The 14,054-nt window shown below is 71.0% G+C and carries 16 protein-coding genes; 4 read left to right on the top strand and 12 right to left on the bottom strand.

Going from position 1 to position 14,054, the window contains the following annotated elements; translation table 11 throughout:
- Positions 1-3 precede the first annotated feature (3 nt).
- The 6 genes from AB0M70_RS14780 to AB0M70_RS14755 all read right to left on the bottom strand — a co-directional run bounded on the left by AB0M70_RS14780 (position 4) and on the right by AB0M70_RS14755 (position 4,254).
- A complete protein-coding gene (locus tag AB0M70_RS14780; RefSeq protein ID WP_363209049.1) occupies positions 4-213 on the bottom strand; it encodes a hypothetical protein in 210 nt (69 codons plus the stop codon).
- A gap of 79 nt (positions 214-292) precedes the next feature.
- On the bottom strand, positions 293-1,363 hold the full coding sequence (locus AB0M70_RS14775) for a trypsin-like peptidase domain-containing protein (protein ID WP_365820138.1): 1,071 nt from the start codon (positions 1,361-1,363) through the stop codon (positions 293-295).
- 11 nt (positions 1,364-1,374) lie between these two features.
- Positions 1,375-1,683, bottom strand: a complete 309-nt coding sequence (locus tag AB0M70_RS14770; RefSeq protein WP_365820136.1) for a trypco2 family protein — start codon at positions 1,681-1,683, stop codon at positions 1,375-1,377.
- Positions 1,684-1,787: 104 nt separating this feature from the next.
- The gene (locus AB0M70_RS14765) at positions 1,788-2,195 is read right to left on the bottom strand and encodes a rodlin (RefSeq protein WP_365820677.1); all 408 of its coding nucleotides are present in this window, start codon (positions 2,193-2,195) and stop codon (positions 1,788-1,790) included.
- A 111-nt stretch (positions 2,196-2,306) separates the two neighbouring features.
- Positions 2,307-3,236, bottom strand: coding sequence for an LCP family protein (locus tag AB0M70_RS14760; RefSeq protein WP_365820134.1), 930 nt, complete (start codon positions 3,234-3,236; stop codon positions 2,307-2,309).
- 607 nt (positions 3,237-3,843) lie between these two features.
- A complete protein-coding gene (locus tag AB0M70_RS14755) occupies positions 3,844-4,254 on the bottom strand; it encodes a rodlin (RefSeq protein ID WP_344521470.1) in 411 nt (136 codons plus the stop codon).
- Positions 4,255-4,460: 206 nt separating this feature from the next.
- Here AB0M70_RS14755 and AB0M70_RS14750 point away from each other — a divergent pair, with 206 nt between their 5' ends.
- The 3 genes from AB0M70_RS14750 to AB0M70_RS14740 all read left to right on the top strand — a co-directional run bounded on the left by AB0M70_RS14750 (position 4,461) and on the right by AB0M70_RS14740 (position 6,291).
- Positions 4,461-4,871 carry a rodlin gene (locus AB0M70_RS14750; protein WP_365820131.1) on the top strand — a complete coding sequence of 137 codons (411 nt, stop codon included), beginning with the start codon at positions 4,461-4,463 and terminating at the stop codon, positions 4,869-4,871.
- A 273-nt stretch (positions 4,872-5,144) separates the two neighbouring features.
- Positions 5,145-5,336, top strand: a complete 192-nt coding sequence (locus AB0M70_RS14745) for a chaplin (protein ID WP_365820676.1) — start codon at positions 5,145-5,147, stop codon at positions 5,334-5,336.
- 97 nt (positions 5,337-5,433) lie between these two features.
- Entirely contained in the window at positions 5,434-6,291 is an 858-nt protein-coding gene (locus AB0M70_RS14740; protein WP_365820129.1) for a chaplin family protein, read from the top strand.
- 244 nt (positions 6,292-6,535) lie between these two features.
- Here AB0M70_RS14740 and AB0M70_RS14735 read toward each other — a convergent pair whose 3' ends face one another.
- Both AB0M70_RS14735 and AB0M70_RS14730 read right to left on the bottom strand, forming a co-directional pair.
- Complete coding sequence (locus AB0M70_RS14735) at positions 6,536-7,804, bottom strand: NAD(P)-binding domain-containing protein (RefSeq protein ID WP_365820127.1); 1,269 nt, start codon at positions 7,802-7,804, stop codon at positions 6,536-6,538.
- Positions 7,797-9,077: an ATP-grasp domain-containing protein gene (locus AB0M70_RS14730; RefSeq protein WP_365820125.1), complete on the bottom strand. Its 1,281-nt coding sequence runs from the start codon at positions 9,075-9,077 to the stop codon at positions 7,797-7,799. The genes AB0M70_RS14735 and AB0M70_RS14730 overlap by 8 nt, the downstream gene beginning before the upstream one ends.
- 129 nt (positions 9,078-9,206) lie before the next feature.
- Between AB0M70_RS14730 and AB0M70_RS14725 the strand changes: the two genes are divergently transcribed.
- Positions 9,207-10,364: a glycosyl hydrolase gene (locus AB0M70_RS14725; protein ID WP_365820123.1), complete on the top strand. Its 1,158-nt coding sequence runs from the start codon at positions 9,207-9,209 to the stop codon at positions 10,362-10,364.
- Between the two features lie 20 nt (positions 10,365-10,384).
- Here the strand turns inward: AB0M70_RS14725 and AB0M70_RS14720 are convergent, their stop codons facing one another.
- From AB0M70_RS14720 to AB0M70_RS14705, 4 genes are read right to left on the bottom strand one after another with little or no spacing between them, the layout of a single operon-like run.
- The gene (locus AB0M70_RS14720) at positions 10,385-11,515 is read right to left on the bottom strand and encodes a GNAT family N-acetyltransferase (RefSeq protein WP_365820121.1); all 1,131 of its coding nucleotides are present in this window, start codon (positions 11,513-11,515) and stop codon (positions 10,385-10,387) included.
- 5 nt (positions 11,516-11,520) lie between these two features.
- Positions 11,521-12,180 carry a lipopolysaccharide biosynthesis protein gene (locus AB0M70_RS14715; protein ID WP_365820119.1) on the bottom strand — a complete coding sequence of 220 codons (660 nt, stop codon included), beginning with the start codon at positions 12,178-12,180 and terminating at the stop codon, positions 11,521-11,523.
- Entirely contained in the window at positions 12,180-13,310 is a 1,131-nt protein-coding gene (locus AB0M70_RS14710) for a glycosyltransferase (RefSeq protein WP_365820117.1), read from the bottom strand. The genes AB0M70_RS14715 and AB0M70_RS14710 overlap by 1 nt, the downstream gene beginning before the upstream one ends.
- Positions 13,307-14,020: a polysaccharide deacetylase family protein gene (locus tag AB0M70_RS14705; protein ID WP_365820675.1), complete on the bottom strand. Its 714-nt coding sequence runs from the start codon at positions 14,018-14,020 to the stop codon at positions 13,307-13,309. The genes AB0M70_RS14710 and AB0M70_RS14705 overlap by 4 nt, the downstream gene beginning before the upstream one ends.
- Positions 14,021-14,054: the final 34 nt, after the last annotated feature.

Genomic DNA, 14,054 nt, shown 5'->3' with positions numbered 1-14,054 from the left:
GGGTCAGTCGAAGCGGGAGGGGCTGTACGACATGGTGACGGCGCGGGCGTCGTCGATGTGGCGCAGCAGGGGTTCGAGCGACCCCGCGATGGCACTGCCGTCCATGGAGAGCAGCGCTTCAAGAGAAACCCCCGAGAGATCTACGAGATCGGACTCGACGGCAGGCATCGATTGCTCCACGGCTGCCAAGTCCCCCTCCGTGATTCCGTGCATGCGCCATCCCTTTCCCCCTCATGATGACCCAGCACGGCACGCTGCGAAACCCCGCATCCGAGCCGTGCCCGACATCAAGTCAGCAGTATCGCTTGGCCAGTTGAGCTGCCTCGCGGTCGACGGCCGCCACTTCCGCGGACGGCCCCTCCAGGAGCCGGACGGTCTCCAGGAGCTGATCGAGTGTGCCCCGATAGCGGAGGCAGGTGTGGACGATGCCGTAAATGTCCATCCTGAGTCTGTGGTCCCTCGGCCGGTTCGCGGCGATCTCCCCGTCGATGCTGGCGAGCAGCAGAGCCAGGCTGCCCGGGTCCTTCAGGGACGGTACGCGCGTCAACGCGTCAACCAGCGGCATGAGTTCACGCAAGGGCAGGTCAGAGGGGAGATGCGCCAGGCTGGGAGGCGCCGCCGGCCCCTCCGCTCCCGCCGCGGAGGCGAGCCCTCCGGGCAGCGGCAGGCCCGCGTCCACGTGCAGGCGTTCCAACTCGGCCGAGGACAGTGCGCCGTACCAGTGCTCCACCCTGTGCGCCGCGAGCCGCCCCAAACCGTCCGAGCGGTGGTGGGCGCTGATGACACCGACGAGTGCACCGCCGGACCAGACCACCGCGCCGGACATTCCCTCCCAGGGCGAGCGCTCCGGTTCGGGGTCCTCGCGCGGCGCGAGAACGGCCAGTTCGAGTGTGCCCTCGCGGCGGTTGGACAGGGCGGAGACGGTCCCCGAGACATGGCAGGAGTCGCGGTACTGGCTGGGGGCGCCGTCGTCCAGGAGGCGCATCCGGTCGTCCCGCAGCTTGAAGCGGGGAAAGCCCATGGCGCTGACGGTGAGCACCACGTCGGACTCGGGCACGGCGCCGTAACGGGGGCTCTCGACGGCCGGGCACCGCTCGGGCGGTTCGGTCGTGATCTCCAGGAGCGCCAGGTCCACCGCCTCGGCGAGCAGCACGACGCGTACGTCGGCGCTCCACTCCCCCGGCAGATCGGCGTCGAAGCGCACCCGCAACGACGTCACCGGCCCGGCGACCACATGTGCGGCCGTCAGCACGGACCTGTCCCCCACGCGGTATCCGGACCCGCGTCGTCCGGGCGATCCGCCCGGCCTCTCCACCAGCACCTCGGCGACCCGCGCCGCCTCAAGACCCTCTGCCGCCCGCATGGTGTCCGGGCTCAGCGTTCGCGCGGGGTCCGGTCACCGCTGACCCAGGGCCGCTGATCGGTGTCGCGGACGCGGGGCTCCAGGCTGAGGGTGACGCGATGGGTGGTGCTGTGCGCCTGTTGGCCGGAGGCACCTGCCTCGACGACCCAGAAGCGGATCCTGCCGTCCGCACCGGCGGACCGCTGTACGGCGAACTCCGCCTCCAGCTGTACGGGACCCAGCTCGAAGCGCAGCGTGTCGTCATCGGCGTCCTGCGCCGCGGCCATGGCGGCGGCGAGTTCCCCACGTAACTGCGCGATCATCTCGGCGAGTTCAATCACGCCGGGCCTCTACCCCCGGCGTGTCGCCCCCACACCGTGGAGGCGACACGGCGAGAGCCGAGGGGGCCGGCCGGCACGACGACGGCCGGCCCCTTGGAGCAAGATCAGCCGTTGCCCTGACCGTTGCCCGAGAGCACCGGGATGTCGGACAGGATGTGCGACAGCGGCTCGTCGCCCTTGGCCTGCGTGGAGTTCTCGGTGCACTGCTGGTTCTGCGGCGCCGACAGGATCGGGATGTCCTGGACTCCGACGTTCACGAGCGCGACGAGCGACTGGAGGTTCGCCTTGACCGGGATACCGACGCAGGGCTTGTTCAGCGTGCCCTGGACGAGCGTGAGCTGGGGGCTCTGGTTGCCCTTGGTCGCGGAGTTGCCGAACGCCGTCTCGGCGCCGTTGCCGCTGAGCGACGTGGTGCCTCGGTCGTCACCGATCGCCAGGGCCTGGGGGGCCATCCCTGCCGAGATTCCGGCGACAGAGGCGGCAATGGCCGCGGATGCCCACAGCTTGTTCATTTTGATTCCCTTCAAGAGCGGGCTCCCTTGGCAGAGCCGCGTGATGATCAACTGTCTGACACGGTGATGGTTGCGACGTTCGACCCGGTTGGCGTAGTAATCAGAGCACCGTCAACGGCATTCCAGGGTGTCGCCGCGTACGGTCGCCGGGCTGCCGAACCGCGGTGGATCACTCAGCCTGGCCTGCGAGTCGGGGTCCGTGAGGGGCTGGTCCCGCTCGAGGGCCGTGAAGACCTCGTCGGCCTTGGCCCGGTCCCACCGGAGTGAGCCGTTCGCGCTGAAGCCGCTGACCGGCACGGTGGTGAACTCCATGGACGACGCCGGGATTCTGCCGAGCTCCGTCGCGAGCTGCAGGATCTGCTCGGTGCTGAACCCCCGGTCGACCGACGCCGCGCCGGCCAGCGCCCGGCCGAGCTGCGCGGCCCTGACCGGGTCGGCCAGGACGTTGCCCGTACGTACGGCGCCCATCGCGGCGACCAGGAAGCGCTGCTGGCGCTGGATCCGCCCGAAGTCGGCGCTGGTGTCCACGTGCCGGGAGCGGACGTACTGCAGGGACCGGCCGCCGTTGAGCAGGTGACTGCCGGGCGCGAGGTCGAGCTTCGTCGTCTTGTCCTTGAGGGGGCGGGGCGTGCAGACCCGCACGCCGCCCACCGTGTCGACGCTGTCCATGAAGCGCCGGAAGTCGAGCTGCAGATACCGGTCGACGCGTACGCCGGTCATCGCCTCGACCGTCCGCACCGACAGCGCGGGACCGCCCTGCGCGTAGGCGCCGTTGATCTTCCCCGTGCGCGCGGGACGCACCTTCCCGGTGGCCTTGTCGCGGTGCGCCGGGATGTCGGCGTGAGAGTCCCTGGGGAGGCTGACGACGCTGACGCGGTCCCCCGCCTCGGAGACGTGGACCAGCATGAGCGTGTCCGTGCAGTCACAGGCGACCCCGCCCGCGCGATAGTCCCGCTTCTCCTTGCGTGTGATGGTGTCGCGGCCGTCCGTCCCCATCAGGAGGATATTCGTACCGCTTCCCTCGTTCGGTCGATTCTTCATGTCGCCGAAGACATCGACGCGTTGAACAGGCAGCGGCAGCGCCGTGGCATTTCCCATCGCAATGGTGACGCCGATCAGAAGAGCCCCCGGAACGGCGACCCGCAGTTTTGGCGCGCGCCGGGCTCCGGTCGGTGGGTGCAAGTGAGTGCGCAAGCTGGACTCCGCTGCGGGGGAACCGGGACGAAGAAACGGTAAACCGCTCTACGCCACTGCGGAGCACGAGAGTTCACGGCACGCAGGAACAACAACTCGTTCGCCCTAAGCTGTTCGGTTTCCCTGGATTCCACGCCTGGAACAGATGGTCCGACACACGCCCGTCGATGGCGAGGGAACATGGCTGACTTCACGCATGAATGGAAGCGGCAGGGCCTCATCCCGGTGAGCAGGAATTCTCCGGAAAGCCGCGTCGATGATCCCATCTTCAGGTCACTGCAGGCTTCCTGGGAACGGCAGGGAAAAACCGTTCCGGGCCGCCCGGACCAGGAATGGCAAGCTCTGATGTCACGCGATCACTGGCCGAGGGGCTGACGGCAGGGGACCGCGGAGAGCACGGAACGCGGCAGCGGGCCGCCGGTGAACGGCGGCCCGCTGTGCAGTGCGAGGGGGATCAGCTGTTGCCCTTGCCGTTGCCCGAGAGCACCGGGATGTCGGACAGGATGTGCGACAGCGGCTCGTCGCCCTTGGCCTGCGTGGAGTTCTCGGTGCACTGCTGGTTCTGCGGCGCCGACAGGATCGGGATGTCCTGGACTCCGACGTTCACGAGCGCGACGAGCGACTGGAGGTTCGCCTTGACCGGGAGACCGATGCAGGGCTTGTTCAGCGAACCCTGGATCAGCGCCATCTGCGGGCTCATGTTGCCGTACGTGGCGGAGTTGCCGTACGCCTGCTGAGCGCCGTTGCCGCTGAGCGACGTGGTGCCGTGGTCGTCACCGATCGCCATGGCCGACGGAGCGGCGGCGGCCGACATGCCGACGACGGAGACGGCAACCGCGGCTGCAGCCATACCCTTCTTAATCACAAGTAATTCCCTTCTGGAGAAACCCCGTTCGCCGGAGCGCTCTGATTAACTCCACGCCCTGCGCATGGTTGCTCCGTTTCACTCTGATGGCCCAACGATGGGCTGACACGGAACCAAACGAGTGAAGTCCCGAAACTCAAACTCCTGCCGACCGGTTGGTCAGCGTGCAGTGACTCGAGCTTCTGCCAGAAAAGGAACACACAAAAATGATGAAGAAGGCTATGGCCACGGCGGCGGTTGCCGTTTCCGTCGTCGGTATGTCCGCTGCCGCGGCCCCTTCGGCGCTGGCCATCGGTGACGACCACGGCACCACATCCCTCAGCGGCAACGGTGCCAAGCAGGCGTACGGCAACTCTGCGACGCACGGCGACATGAGCCCCCAGCTCTCCCTCGTCCAGGGTTCGCTGAACAAGCCCTGTGTCGGTCTCCCGGTCAAGGCGAACCTCCAGTCGCTCGTCGCGCTCGTGAACGTCGGAGTCCAGGACATCCCGATCCTGTCGGCGCCGCAGAACCAGCAGTGCACCGAGAACTCCACGCAGGCCAAGGGCGACGAGCCGCTGTCGCACATCCTGAACGACATCCCGGTCCTGTCCGGGAACGGAGAGCTCAACGGCTGATCTGCCGGCGTGAGAACGCTCGGGCTGCCTGCCTGTTCCAAGGCCTGGCAGCCCGAGCTTCTTCGTTTTTGCATGCGTTAATTCGGGTGAATTTACTGGTTGGTCGAAAATCGACGGTTTCTTCCGGACCGTCAACTCGTTTGCAGACTGCGGGTCATGGAGCGGGACGCAATGTGGTTCTCGCTCGGTTTCGACTGCCAGATCGGCATGACCACAGAGAAGGGAACATCTGTGAAGCACAAGAAGAGCGCAACGATCATCGCCGGTGTCGTGATGGCCATGAGCATGGCGGCCCCCGCGTTCGCCGACGCCGGCGCCGAGGGTGCGGCCGTCGGTTCCCCGGGCGTCCTCTCCGGCAACGTCGTCCAGGTCCCGGTCCACGTCCCGGTCAACCTGTGCGGCAACACCGTCGACATCATCGCCCTGCTGAACCCGACGTTCGGCAACACCTGCGCCAACACCTGAGGTAGCACCAGCCACCTGGCTGTGACTCTCATGGCCGGCCTTGGACGTCGCTACGACTCCAAGGCCGGCTTTCCACTGCTCAGAGGAAGACAACTAGATGCGACAGGTCATTGGTAAAGGAATGCTCGCGACCGCGGCCGCGACCAGCATCCTCTCCCTGTCCGGCTCGAACGCGTACGCCGCGGGCGCGGACGGCGGCGCGACGGGTTCGCCCGGAATTTTGTCCGGGAACAGCGTGCAGGCCCCCGTGGAAGTGCCGGTGAACGCCTGCGGCAACAGCGCGAACGTGGTCGGCGTGGGCAACCCCGCCATGGGCAACAGCTGCGCGAACACCAGCGCCCCGCACAGGCACGCCGACGCCCCGCACCGAGCGCCTTCGCAGGAGCGCGCGGAGACCAGGACGGGCGGCGGCCACGGCCACGGGTACGGCGACGACTCGGACGGCGGGTCCCACTCGGGCACGCACGCGGGCACCCAGTCGACGGCTCAGGGCACGGCCAGTCACTCGCCCGGCGTCCTGACGGGCAACAACGTGCAGACGCCCGCGGACGTGCCGGTCAACGCCTGCGGCAACACCGTCGACGTGGTGGGTCTGCTCAACCCGGCCGCCGGCAACGGCTGCGCCAACGGAGCGTCCGCGCCGACGTCCCCGGGGCACGAGACGCCCACCTCGCCCGATTCGCCCTCCACCCCCGAGACGCCTCCCCGGGCCGCCGAGCCGCCCGTCGACCGCGCCATGCCGCCCACGGAGGCCGGCCGGCCTCCGCACGCCGCGTCCTCGACCTCGGCCGCCCGGCAGGTGCAGTCGGCCGCGCAGGAGGCGCCGGACACCGTCGCCCGGCTCGCCGAGACCGGAAGTGACCACGACCTGCTCGCCGCGGCCGCCGCGAGCGCCGCTCTGCTGGTCGGCGGCGGGATTCTGTACCGCCGCGGGTTCGCCTCTTCGCGCCGCTAGTCCGCCCGGACAAGCCGCTGGCGGGGAAGAGACACCCGAGGGTCTCTTCCCCGCCAGAACGGGAGGGGGGCCGGCCCGCGAAGGGGGTGTTGCCTACCCACGGCATGGAGCCGACGGCTGGCGGAGGGCAACCAGGCCCGTCCCATACGACAGAGTCCACCACTTGATCGCCCGGGACGAAGAACCGATTCACCCGTTCGCCGAGGGCATCACCTGATCGGGTCCCCAGGAGCCGGGTTGCGGCTCAGCGCTTGACGGCGCCCAGGAGCGCACGGCGCCCTCGCCCGCCGGCCGGCGCCGGAACGGTGGAGCTCAACGGAGTGCGGCGCAGGCTGCGTTGGACGCCTCGTACCAGCCTCCCGGCCGTGAAAGAGGCGCCGTGCACGAAGCGCATGGCCGGGCCGAAGCTGGACGCCGTGACCAGGCCCGCCAGGAACAGGCCGGGGTACGAGGACTCGAACTCCGCGGAGGCGCACGGCTCTTCGGCGGCGTTCACCGCCAGGCTGCCGCGCAGGCCGGGGTCGAGCAGGCCGAGGCGAGCGCTGGTCGCCCTGAAGCCGGTGGCCGCGATGACGTGGTCCGTGTCGAGGTCCGGGCCCGCGCCGTCGCTCCCGACGGTCGCCAGGCGCACCCGGCCCGATGCGACCGACGCCGTGGCGACCTCGTGGCCGAGCAGCACCTCGACGCGTGACTCGACCCGGTCGCGCACCCACCAGGCCCCCGCCGGGCCGAGCGCCGACGCCGAGACGCGGGCGCGGGTGGCCTCGGGGAGCCGCCGGAAGCCGCCCGGCACCTCGGCGTAGAACCAGTTGCGCCAACCGCAGCCCAGGCCGCTGTGCGGGGCGCGGACGGACTCCCGCCACGGGCGCTTCCAGGCGGGCGGCACGGCGTTCCAGTTCAGCCGGTCCGACCGGGCGAGGACCCGTACGCGCGTGCCCTGCTCGGCGAGGAGCGCCGCGGTCTCCAGGGCGGCCTGGCCGCCGCCGATCACGGTGACGTCCCGGTCGCGGAAGCGGTCCAGGTCCCGGTGGTGGCTGCTGTGCGAGACGTGTGGCGCGCCGAGGCCGTGCAGCGCGGCGGGGATCTCGACGAAGGGCAGCACGCCGACGGCGAGGGCCACCGTGCGGCTCCGGATGGCCTGGCCGTCGTCGGTGACCACCTCGAAGCCCCCGGGGCAGGTGCCGACCCTGGCCACCATGCGCTCGTCGACGTCAGGCACGGCGTGCTGGGCGAACCACAGGCCGTACGAGGCGAACGTCTCCACGGAGAGGGGTTCGCCGTGCCGGGCCCGCGTTCCGTTGCGCTCGCAGTACGCGGCCAGGCCGTGGCGGCGCCGGGGGTCGGACAGGTTCGACGCCCAGGGCTCCGACTTCAGGAACATGCCCCGCGGCATGTGGTCGCGCCAGGACGCCATGGGTCTGCCGAAGACGCGTACGTCGAGTCCGGCGCCCGCGGCGTGTGAGGCGATGGAGAGCCCGTAGGGACCGGCTCCGACAACCAACAGGTCATGCATCAGCGACTGCTCGCTCTCTTGTCGTCGGTACGGGCGCCGGCGGCGCGGCCGGGGCCGTCGGGCGCGCCGTCCGCCGCATGCGGCCCAGGGCCCGCCGTGTCACGTGCCGGGACCACAGCATCCACAGGGCGCGGGCGGGGGCCATGTCGTCCTGGGCGTGCCAGGCGAACTCGCGGCGGTGTGCCGCGGTGGAGGCGGGGCCAGCCGCCGTCAGGGCGCGCAGGGCGGCCAGAGGGGAGTAGTTCTCCACGACGAAGGAGCGGCCGGGGAGGGCGGCGGCGGTCGGCAGCGGCCGGTGGGTCATGTCCAGGTGCTGGGCGCGCACCACGTCCAGGTCGGTGCCGTCGGCGAAGAGCCGGAACTGGGCGCCGGGCCGCGGGTTGAAGTCGAGCAGACAGTGCTCGCCGGTCGCGGGGTCCACCCGGAAGTCCAGGTCGAAGATGCCCCGGTAGCCCAGGGTGCCGACGAGTCTGTCCACGGCGGCCCGCAAACCCGGGTCGGGTGTCCACTCGCCCACCGCCGTCAGGCCCGCACCGCGCGGCCAGGAGCGGTGCTTGCGCCCGGAGCCGCCGCCGCGCACGGCTCCCGCGCGGTCCACGTATCCGTGCACGAACCAGTCGTGGCCGGGGGCGTCCGGCAGGAAGGCCTGCAGGAGCAGGCGGCTGCCCGCCTCCTCGCTGCGCCGGTACAGCTCCTGGGCCTGCCCTGCCGACCGCACCAGGACCGTGCTGCGCAGCCCCGTCCCGGTGGGGACCAGCCACGGGCGGCTCCACTTGGCCACTAAGGGCAGGCCCAACTGGCGTACGGCGGCCGCTGCCTGGGCCGGGGTCTCGGGCAGGAGGGTCACCGGGTGCGGGATGCCCGCCTCGGCACACACCTCGGTCAGCGTGGCCTTGTCGGCGACCCGTTCCGCGAGTCCGCGGGCCTGGTCGGGCAGGAGGTAGGTCTCGGCCAGCTCCCTCTGCAGTCGGCCGATCGCGAGGGCGCCCGCGTCGTCCATCGGGATCAGCACGGACGGCCTGGCGACCCGGTGGGAGATGCGGCGCAGTACGACGGCGATCTCCCGGAGTGACGCGCCCGGCGGGGGCGGGGGGTGCGTCTGGTGCAGATAGCGGGATCTGCGCACCGGGCTTTCCGCGGAATCCGCGGCCGCCACATGCACCTCCACTCCGGCGCGGCCCAATGACCGGACGGCTCCGAGTGTTCCGTGATGAAAAGGGTTCCGGTCGATCCGCAGCAGAACCGCGGGGACCCGGGTGTCGAGAGTGAGCACGGCCAAATTCTCTCAATTCCGTCCCCCATGCGGGCGATGGGCACGCCCAGAGGATTAGCGGCTCGATTGGCGCAATAGAAATACATATGACTGAGTGTCAGTGGATGAGGAGCAGCATGAGGAGCGACCATGGCCTTGCAGAGACGCCGGACCCCCAGTAGACGACTCGCATTCACCGCCACCGGAATCGTCCTGTCAGCGGCGCTCGCCGTCGGATCCGGCCACGCGTGGGGCGCGGGCCAGGACCCCGGTCCACCGGCCTCCCAGGCCGGCACGAAGCCCGCCTTCGGGGCCTACCTCACCTACGGGCCGCAGGGCGTGGAGCGCATGGCCGAGCTCAGCACATGGCTGGGCGGCGCCGAGCTCAGCGTCGGGCACACCTACCTGCCGGGCGACCGGTGGAGCAACATCGAGGGGGCGCCGAATTTCCTGGAGAGCTGGGCCGAGTGGCGGCGCGCGAAAGATGACCGGCTCTTCGTGCTCAACGTCCCCATGATGGAGCGCAACGAGGACCGCGTCGGCGACTGGGAGGTCCGTTCGCTGCTCCGCCGGGGCGCCGCGGGTGAGTTCGACGAGCATTACCGCACCCTCGCCGAGCGGCTGGTGAAGCTCGATGTGCCGGACACCGTGGTGGTGCTCGGCTGGGAGATGAACGGCACCACGTACACCCATCGATGCGGTCCCGATCCGGAGTCCTGGAAGAAGTACTGGAAACGCATCGTCACGACGATGCGCTCGGTGCCGGGCCAGAAGTTCAAGTTCGATTTCACGCCGAACAGGGGCCGGGACGCCATTCCCTGGACGCAGTGTTATCCGGGCGACGACGTCGTGGACATCGTGGGCATGGACTCGTACGACCAGCCGACGGGCACCGATTTCGCCGAGCAGGTCAGCGAGCCGTACGGACTGAAGCAGCACGTGGAATTCGCCAAGGCGCACGGCAAGGCGATCTCCTACCCGGAGTGGGGCCTTTTCCGTAACGGCGACAACGAGGAATACATGCGGAAGATGCTCGCCTGGATGGACGAGCACAAACCGCTGTACAACACCGTCACCGACTACTGCCCGCACGGCGTGTGGCAGTGCGAGGAGAATCCCAGGTCGTCCAAGGCCTACCGCTCGCTGCTCTTCGGCCGTACGGACACCGGACCGACCACCCCGGAGCCGACGCAACCGACGCAGCCCACGCAGCCGCCGAACTGTTCCCCGCTGAACCTGGGCGACTGGGTCGAGCACTGGCTGGGCGGGAAGCTGTGCATGCGCCTGGACTGGTACAAGCGGTCGTAGGCGGGTCCGCCCGGGAGCGCTCAGGTTTTCGCCGGGCGCTCCCGGAGTTCCTGGTGTTCCCGGCGTTCTCGGCGTTTGCGCAGGAACTCCTTGCCCCTGCTGCGGGCCGCCGCCTCCCACGCGGCGGCCCGCAGCACGGGGGCGGTGCGCCGACGGGCGAGGAGGAGCCGGTGGTTGGTGGCTTCCTCGGGGCGCCAGTGGTGCTTGTACGGTTCGTTGCCGCGCAGGAGGCTGAGCACCCGGCTCCGCTCGCCCTCGACATGCTGCGTGCAGGCGTTCAGGAGCATCGTCGCCACGTCCACCTTCCGCTCGCGGAGCCGCGGGTGCGCCCCGTACAGATAGCCGCCGACGAGGTGGGGCGAGAGGAGGGTCAGATCGGCCGCCACCACGTCGTCGTCGAGCCGGAACTCGGTGACCACCGCGTCGCCCGACCTGACCATGAGCCCCACCGACCTGATGAGGTGCTCGGAGAACCGCGGCTGCAGATGCTCGGACGTCACCTTGCGGCCCTGCCACTGGAGTTGGTGCAGCTGAAGGAGCGTGCGCACCGACGCGTCCACCTCGTCGTGCCGTACGACCCGTCGCTCGACGCCGAGCGCGTCCAGCTTCCGGATCTTGGCGCGCGCCCGCTGGGCCCGCGGTGCGGGAAGCCGCCCGAGCAGCTCCTCCATCGACGTGGCGGGCAGCTCCAGGCAGAGCGAGTCCGCGAGGCGGAGCCGGGGCCCGCGCCAGCGTTCGTAGATGCGTTCCACCGCGGCTCCGGAGCGGACCTCGCGGAAGTCGATCAGGGCACCGCGGGCCAGCTTCGCCAGGCCCTCGGCCAGCGCGTCCGCGGCCTCGTCGGCGCAGGTGTCGTCGATCAGCACATCGGTGAAGTCGGAGATCGCGCCGCCCAGCGGTACGAGCGCCGGGAGCGGGAGGTACGCGCGCATCAGCGGCGCCGCGGCGACCAGCTCGCCGTCCTTGCGCACGAGGACCACGCGCAGCCGCCCGCGCGTGCCGTAGGAGAGCCACCACGAGTGCAGCCACGCATGACTCTGGAACGGCGTCGCCGTCCGGCACGTGCGGTGCAGCCGGGCCCACGCCGACGCGAGGCGCCCGAACTCCGCCTCGTCCGTGCAGAGTTCGGCCTTCAGGGCGTCGCCCGCCACGCCCGTCACCTCTCCCGGTCGATGTCGGCGGACTGCGCGGGGCCCGGTACCGCGGCCGACGGTGCGTCCTCGCCGCGGCGCGGCCGTACGAGGAGGGCCAGCCCCCCGAGCAGGCCTCCCGCACAGGCGCCCACCAGGGCGGTCATGGGCGCCGACGCCGAAGCGGGGGCCTCGGGCCGCACCGCCCGGGAGAGCTGCAGGAGGCGTACCCGCGTGCTGTCCTTGGTGTGGTTCGCGTTGTTGGTCAGGGAGCGCGAGACCGCGTTGGCGATGTCGCGGGCCTTGCCCGGCTTGGCCGCCGTCGCCGAGATGGAGATCATCGGGGCGTCGGGCGAGGTGGCGGCCCGCACGCTCTCGCGCAGTGTCTCCGGCGAGACGCCCGACTCCACCTGGGCGTCGCCGAGCACCGCGATCTGCGTGGCGACGCGGCCGTACGCGGTGGCGAAGCCCAGCGCGGCGGTGGGGTCGGAGTCCTTCTGCGGGACGGCGATCACATAGCTGGTCGCGGTGTACTCGGGGGTCGCGACCGCGCCGTACACGCCGCCGGTGAGGGCGCCGAGCGCGGCCCCGGCGGGCAGCAGCCACCACGCGGGCAGCCGCTTCACGCGGGCCAGCATCAGGGCCGGGTCGGCTGGGCGGTACCGCCTGCTGAGGGTATCGGTCATCAGGAACTCACTCTCGGAGTCGAGCCGGAGGCAGCTGCCTCGTAGACGTGCATCAGCTGTGCGGCGCTGCGGGTGATGCTGTAGTGCCGTGCGGCCTGCGGGGCGAGGCGCGGCCGTGGCCCCGCCGATCTGGCCCGCAGCAGCGCCCCCGCGAAGGAGTCCGCGTCGCCCGGCACGCGCTCGGCGCCGGGGGCGGTGTCCGGCGGGAGATCCTCGACGGCGGGACACCGGACGTAGACCACCGGCAGTCCGGCGGCGAGACCCTCCACGACGGCCAGGCCGAAGGCCTCGTCGGGGGACGGCGACGCGAGGACGTCCATGGCCGCGAGGAACGCCGGGAGCCCGGCCGCCCCCTCGGACAGGTAGGACTGCTCCCCCGCGAACACCACGCGGTCCGCGACGCCCAGCCGTGCCGCCGCAGCCCGCAGCCCGGCCTCCTCGGGACCGCCGCCGACCAGCAGGACGCGCACGTCCCGTGGCAGCGCGGCCAGGGCACGCAGCAGGACGTCGAAACGCTTGCCGGGGGCGAGCCGGCCGACGCCGCCGACGACGAACGCCTCGTCCGGAAGGCCCAGTCGACGGCGTACGGCGACCCGGGCGCGGGGGTCGAAGCGGAACCGCTCGACGTCGATGCCGTTCGGCACGACGTGGATGCGCTGCCGGGGCACCCCCCACCGGCTGAGCCGCTCGGCGACGGACGGGGAGACCGCCACCGTGGCCCGCCCCAGGCGCTCGCCGGTCAGGTACAGCGCACGGACGCCCGGGGTCAGCGGCCTGCCCTCCATCTGCGCGTCGCCGAGGGAGTGTTCGGTGGCCACGACGGCGCGCGTCCCCGCGAGGCGGGCGGCGATGCGCCCGTAGAGGCAGGCGCGGAACAGGTGGGTGTGCACGAGGTCGTATCCGCCGCCGCGGATGAGTTTCACCAGGCGCGGCACGGCGCCCAGGTCGCGGTTGCCGGACATGCCCAGGTGGACGACGCGTACCCCGTCGGCCGTGAGGCCGTCGGCGACCGGGCCGGGGTTGGTGAGGGTCACGACGTCGCACTGGGCGGGCAAGTGGCGTAGCAGCAGACGCAGTTGCTGTTCGGCGCCGCCGACTCCCAGGCCGGTGATGATGTGCAGGGCCTTCATTCGCTCACCGCCGGTTCGCGGACCGTGCGGCGGCGCAGCCGGTTCAGCCGCAGCTTCAGCTGGAGCCGCAGGGCGGTGTCCTCCTGCCCGATATGGACGCGGGGCAGGGCGTGCATCCCGGTCAGGGGGCCGGGGGAGATCGCACAGGCGTAGCGGTAGCCGGCCGCTCGTACGGTGTCGACCACGCGCTGGTCGACGGTGCCGTACGGGTAGCAGAAGCCCTCCACCTCGCGGCCGATGAGGTCGGACAGGGCGACCCGGCTGCCGCTGGTCTCCTGCCACAGGAGCCGGTCGTCGGCCTGGGTGAGGTCGACGTGCGTCAGGCCGTGCGAGGCGACCTCCATCCCCTCGGCGGCGGCGACGCGGATGCCCGCCGCGTCGAGCAGCGGTTTGCGGGGGCCCAGCGGGTCCCACGCGTTGTCGCCCGCGCGGCGGCCGGGGAGCACGAAGACGGTGGCGTCGAAGTCGTAGTGGTGCAGGAGCGGCAGGGCGTGGGCGACGAAGTCGGTGTATCCGTCGTCGAAGGTGAGGCCGACCAGGTCGCGTCCCTCGCCGCGGGCGCGCGCCGTGAGGAGCCGCGACATGCTCACCCCGCGCAGGCCCTGGCGCCGCAGCCAGCGCAGTTGGGCCGCGAGGCGTTCGGGCGTGACGGTGATCTTGTAGGGGTCGTCCGCGCAGGTGTCCACGGAGTGGTACATCGCCACCCACATCGGCGCCTGTGGCAGCCAGTGCCGCGTGCGCCGT

It is taken from the genome of Streptomyces sp. NPDC051214, assembly GCF_040682375.1.
Classification (GTDB): Bacteria; Actinomycetota; Actinomycetes; order Streptomycetales; family Streptomycetaceae; genus Streptomyces.
Note: the sequence above shows the minus strand (reverse complement) of the source record. Positions and strands in the feature narration are given on the sequence as shown.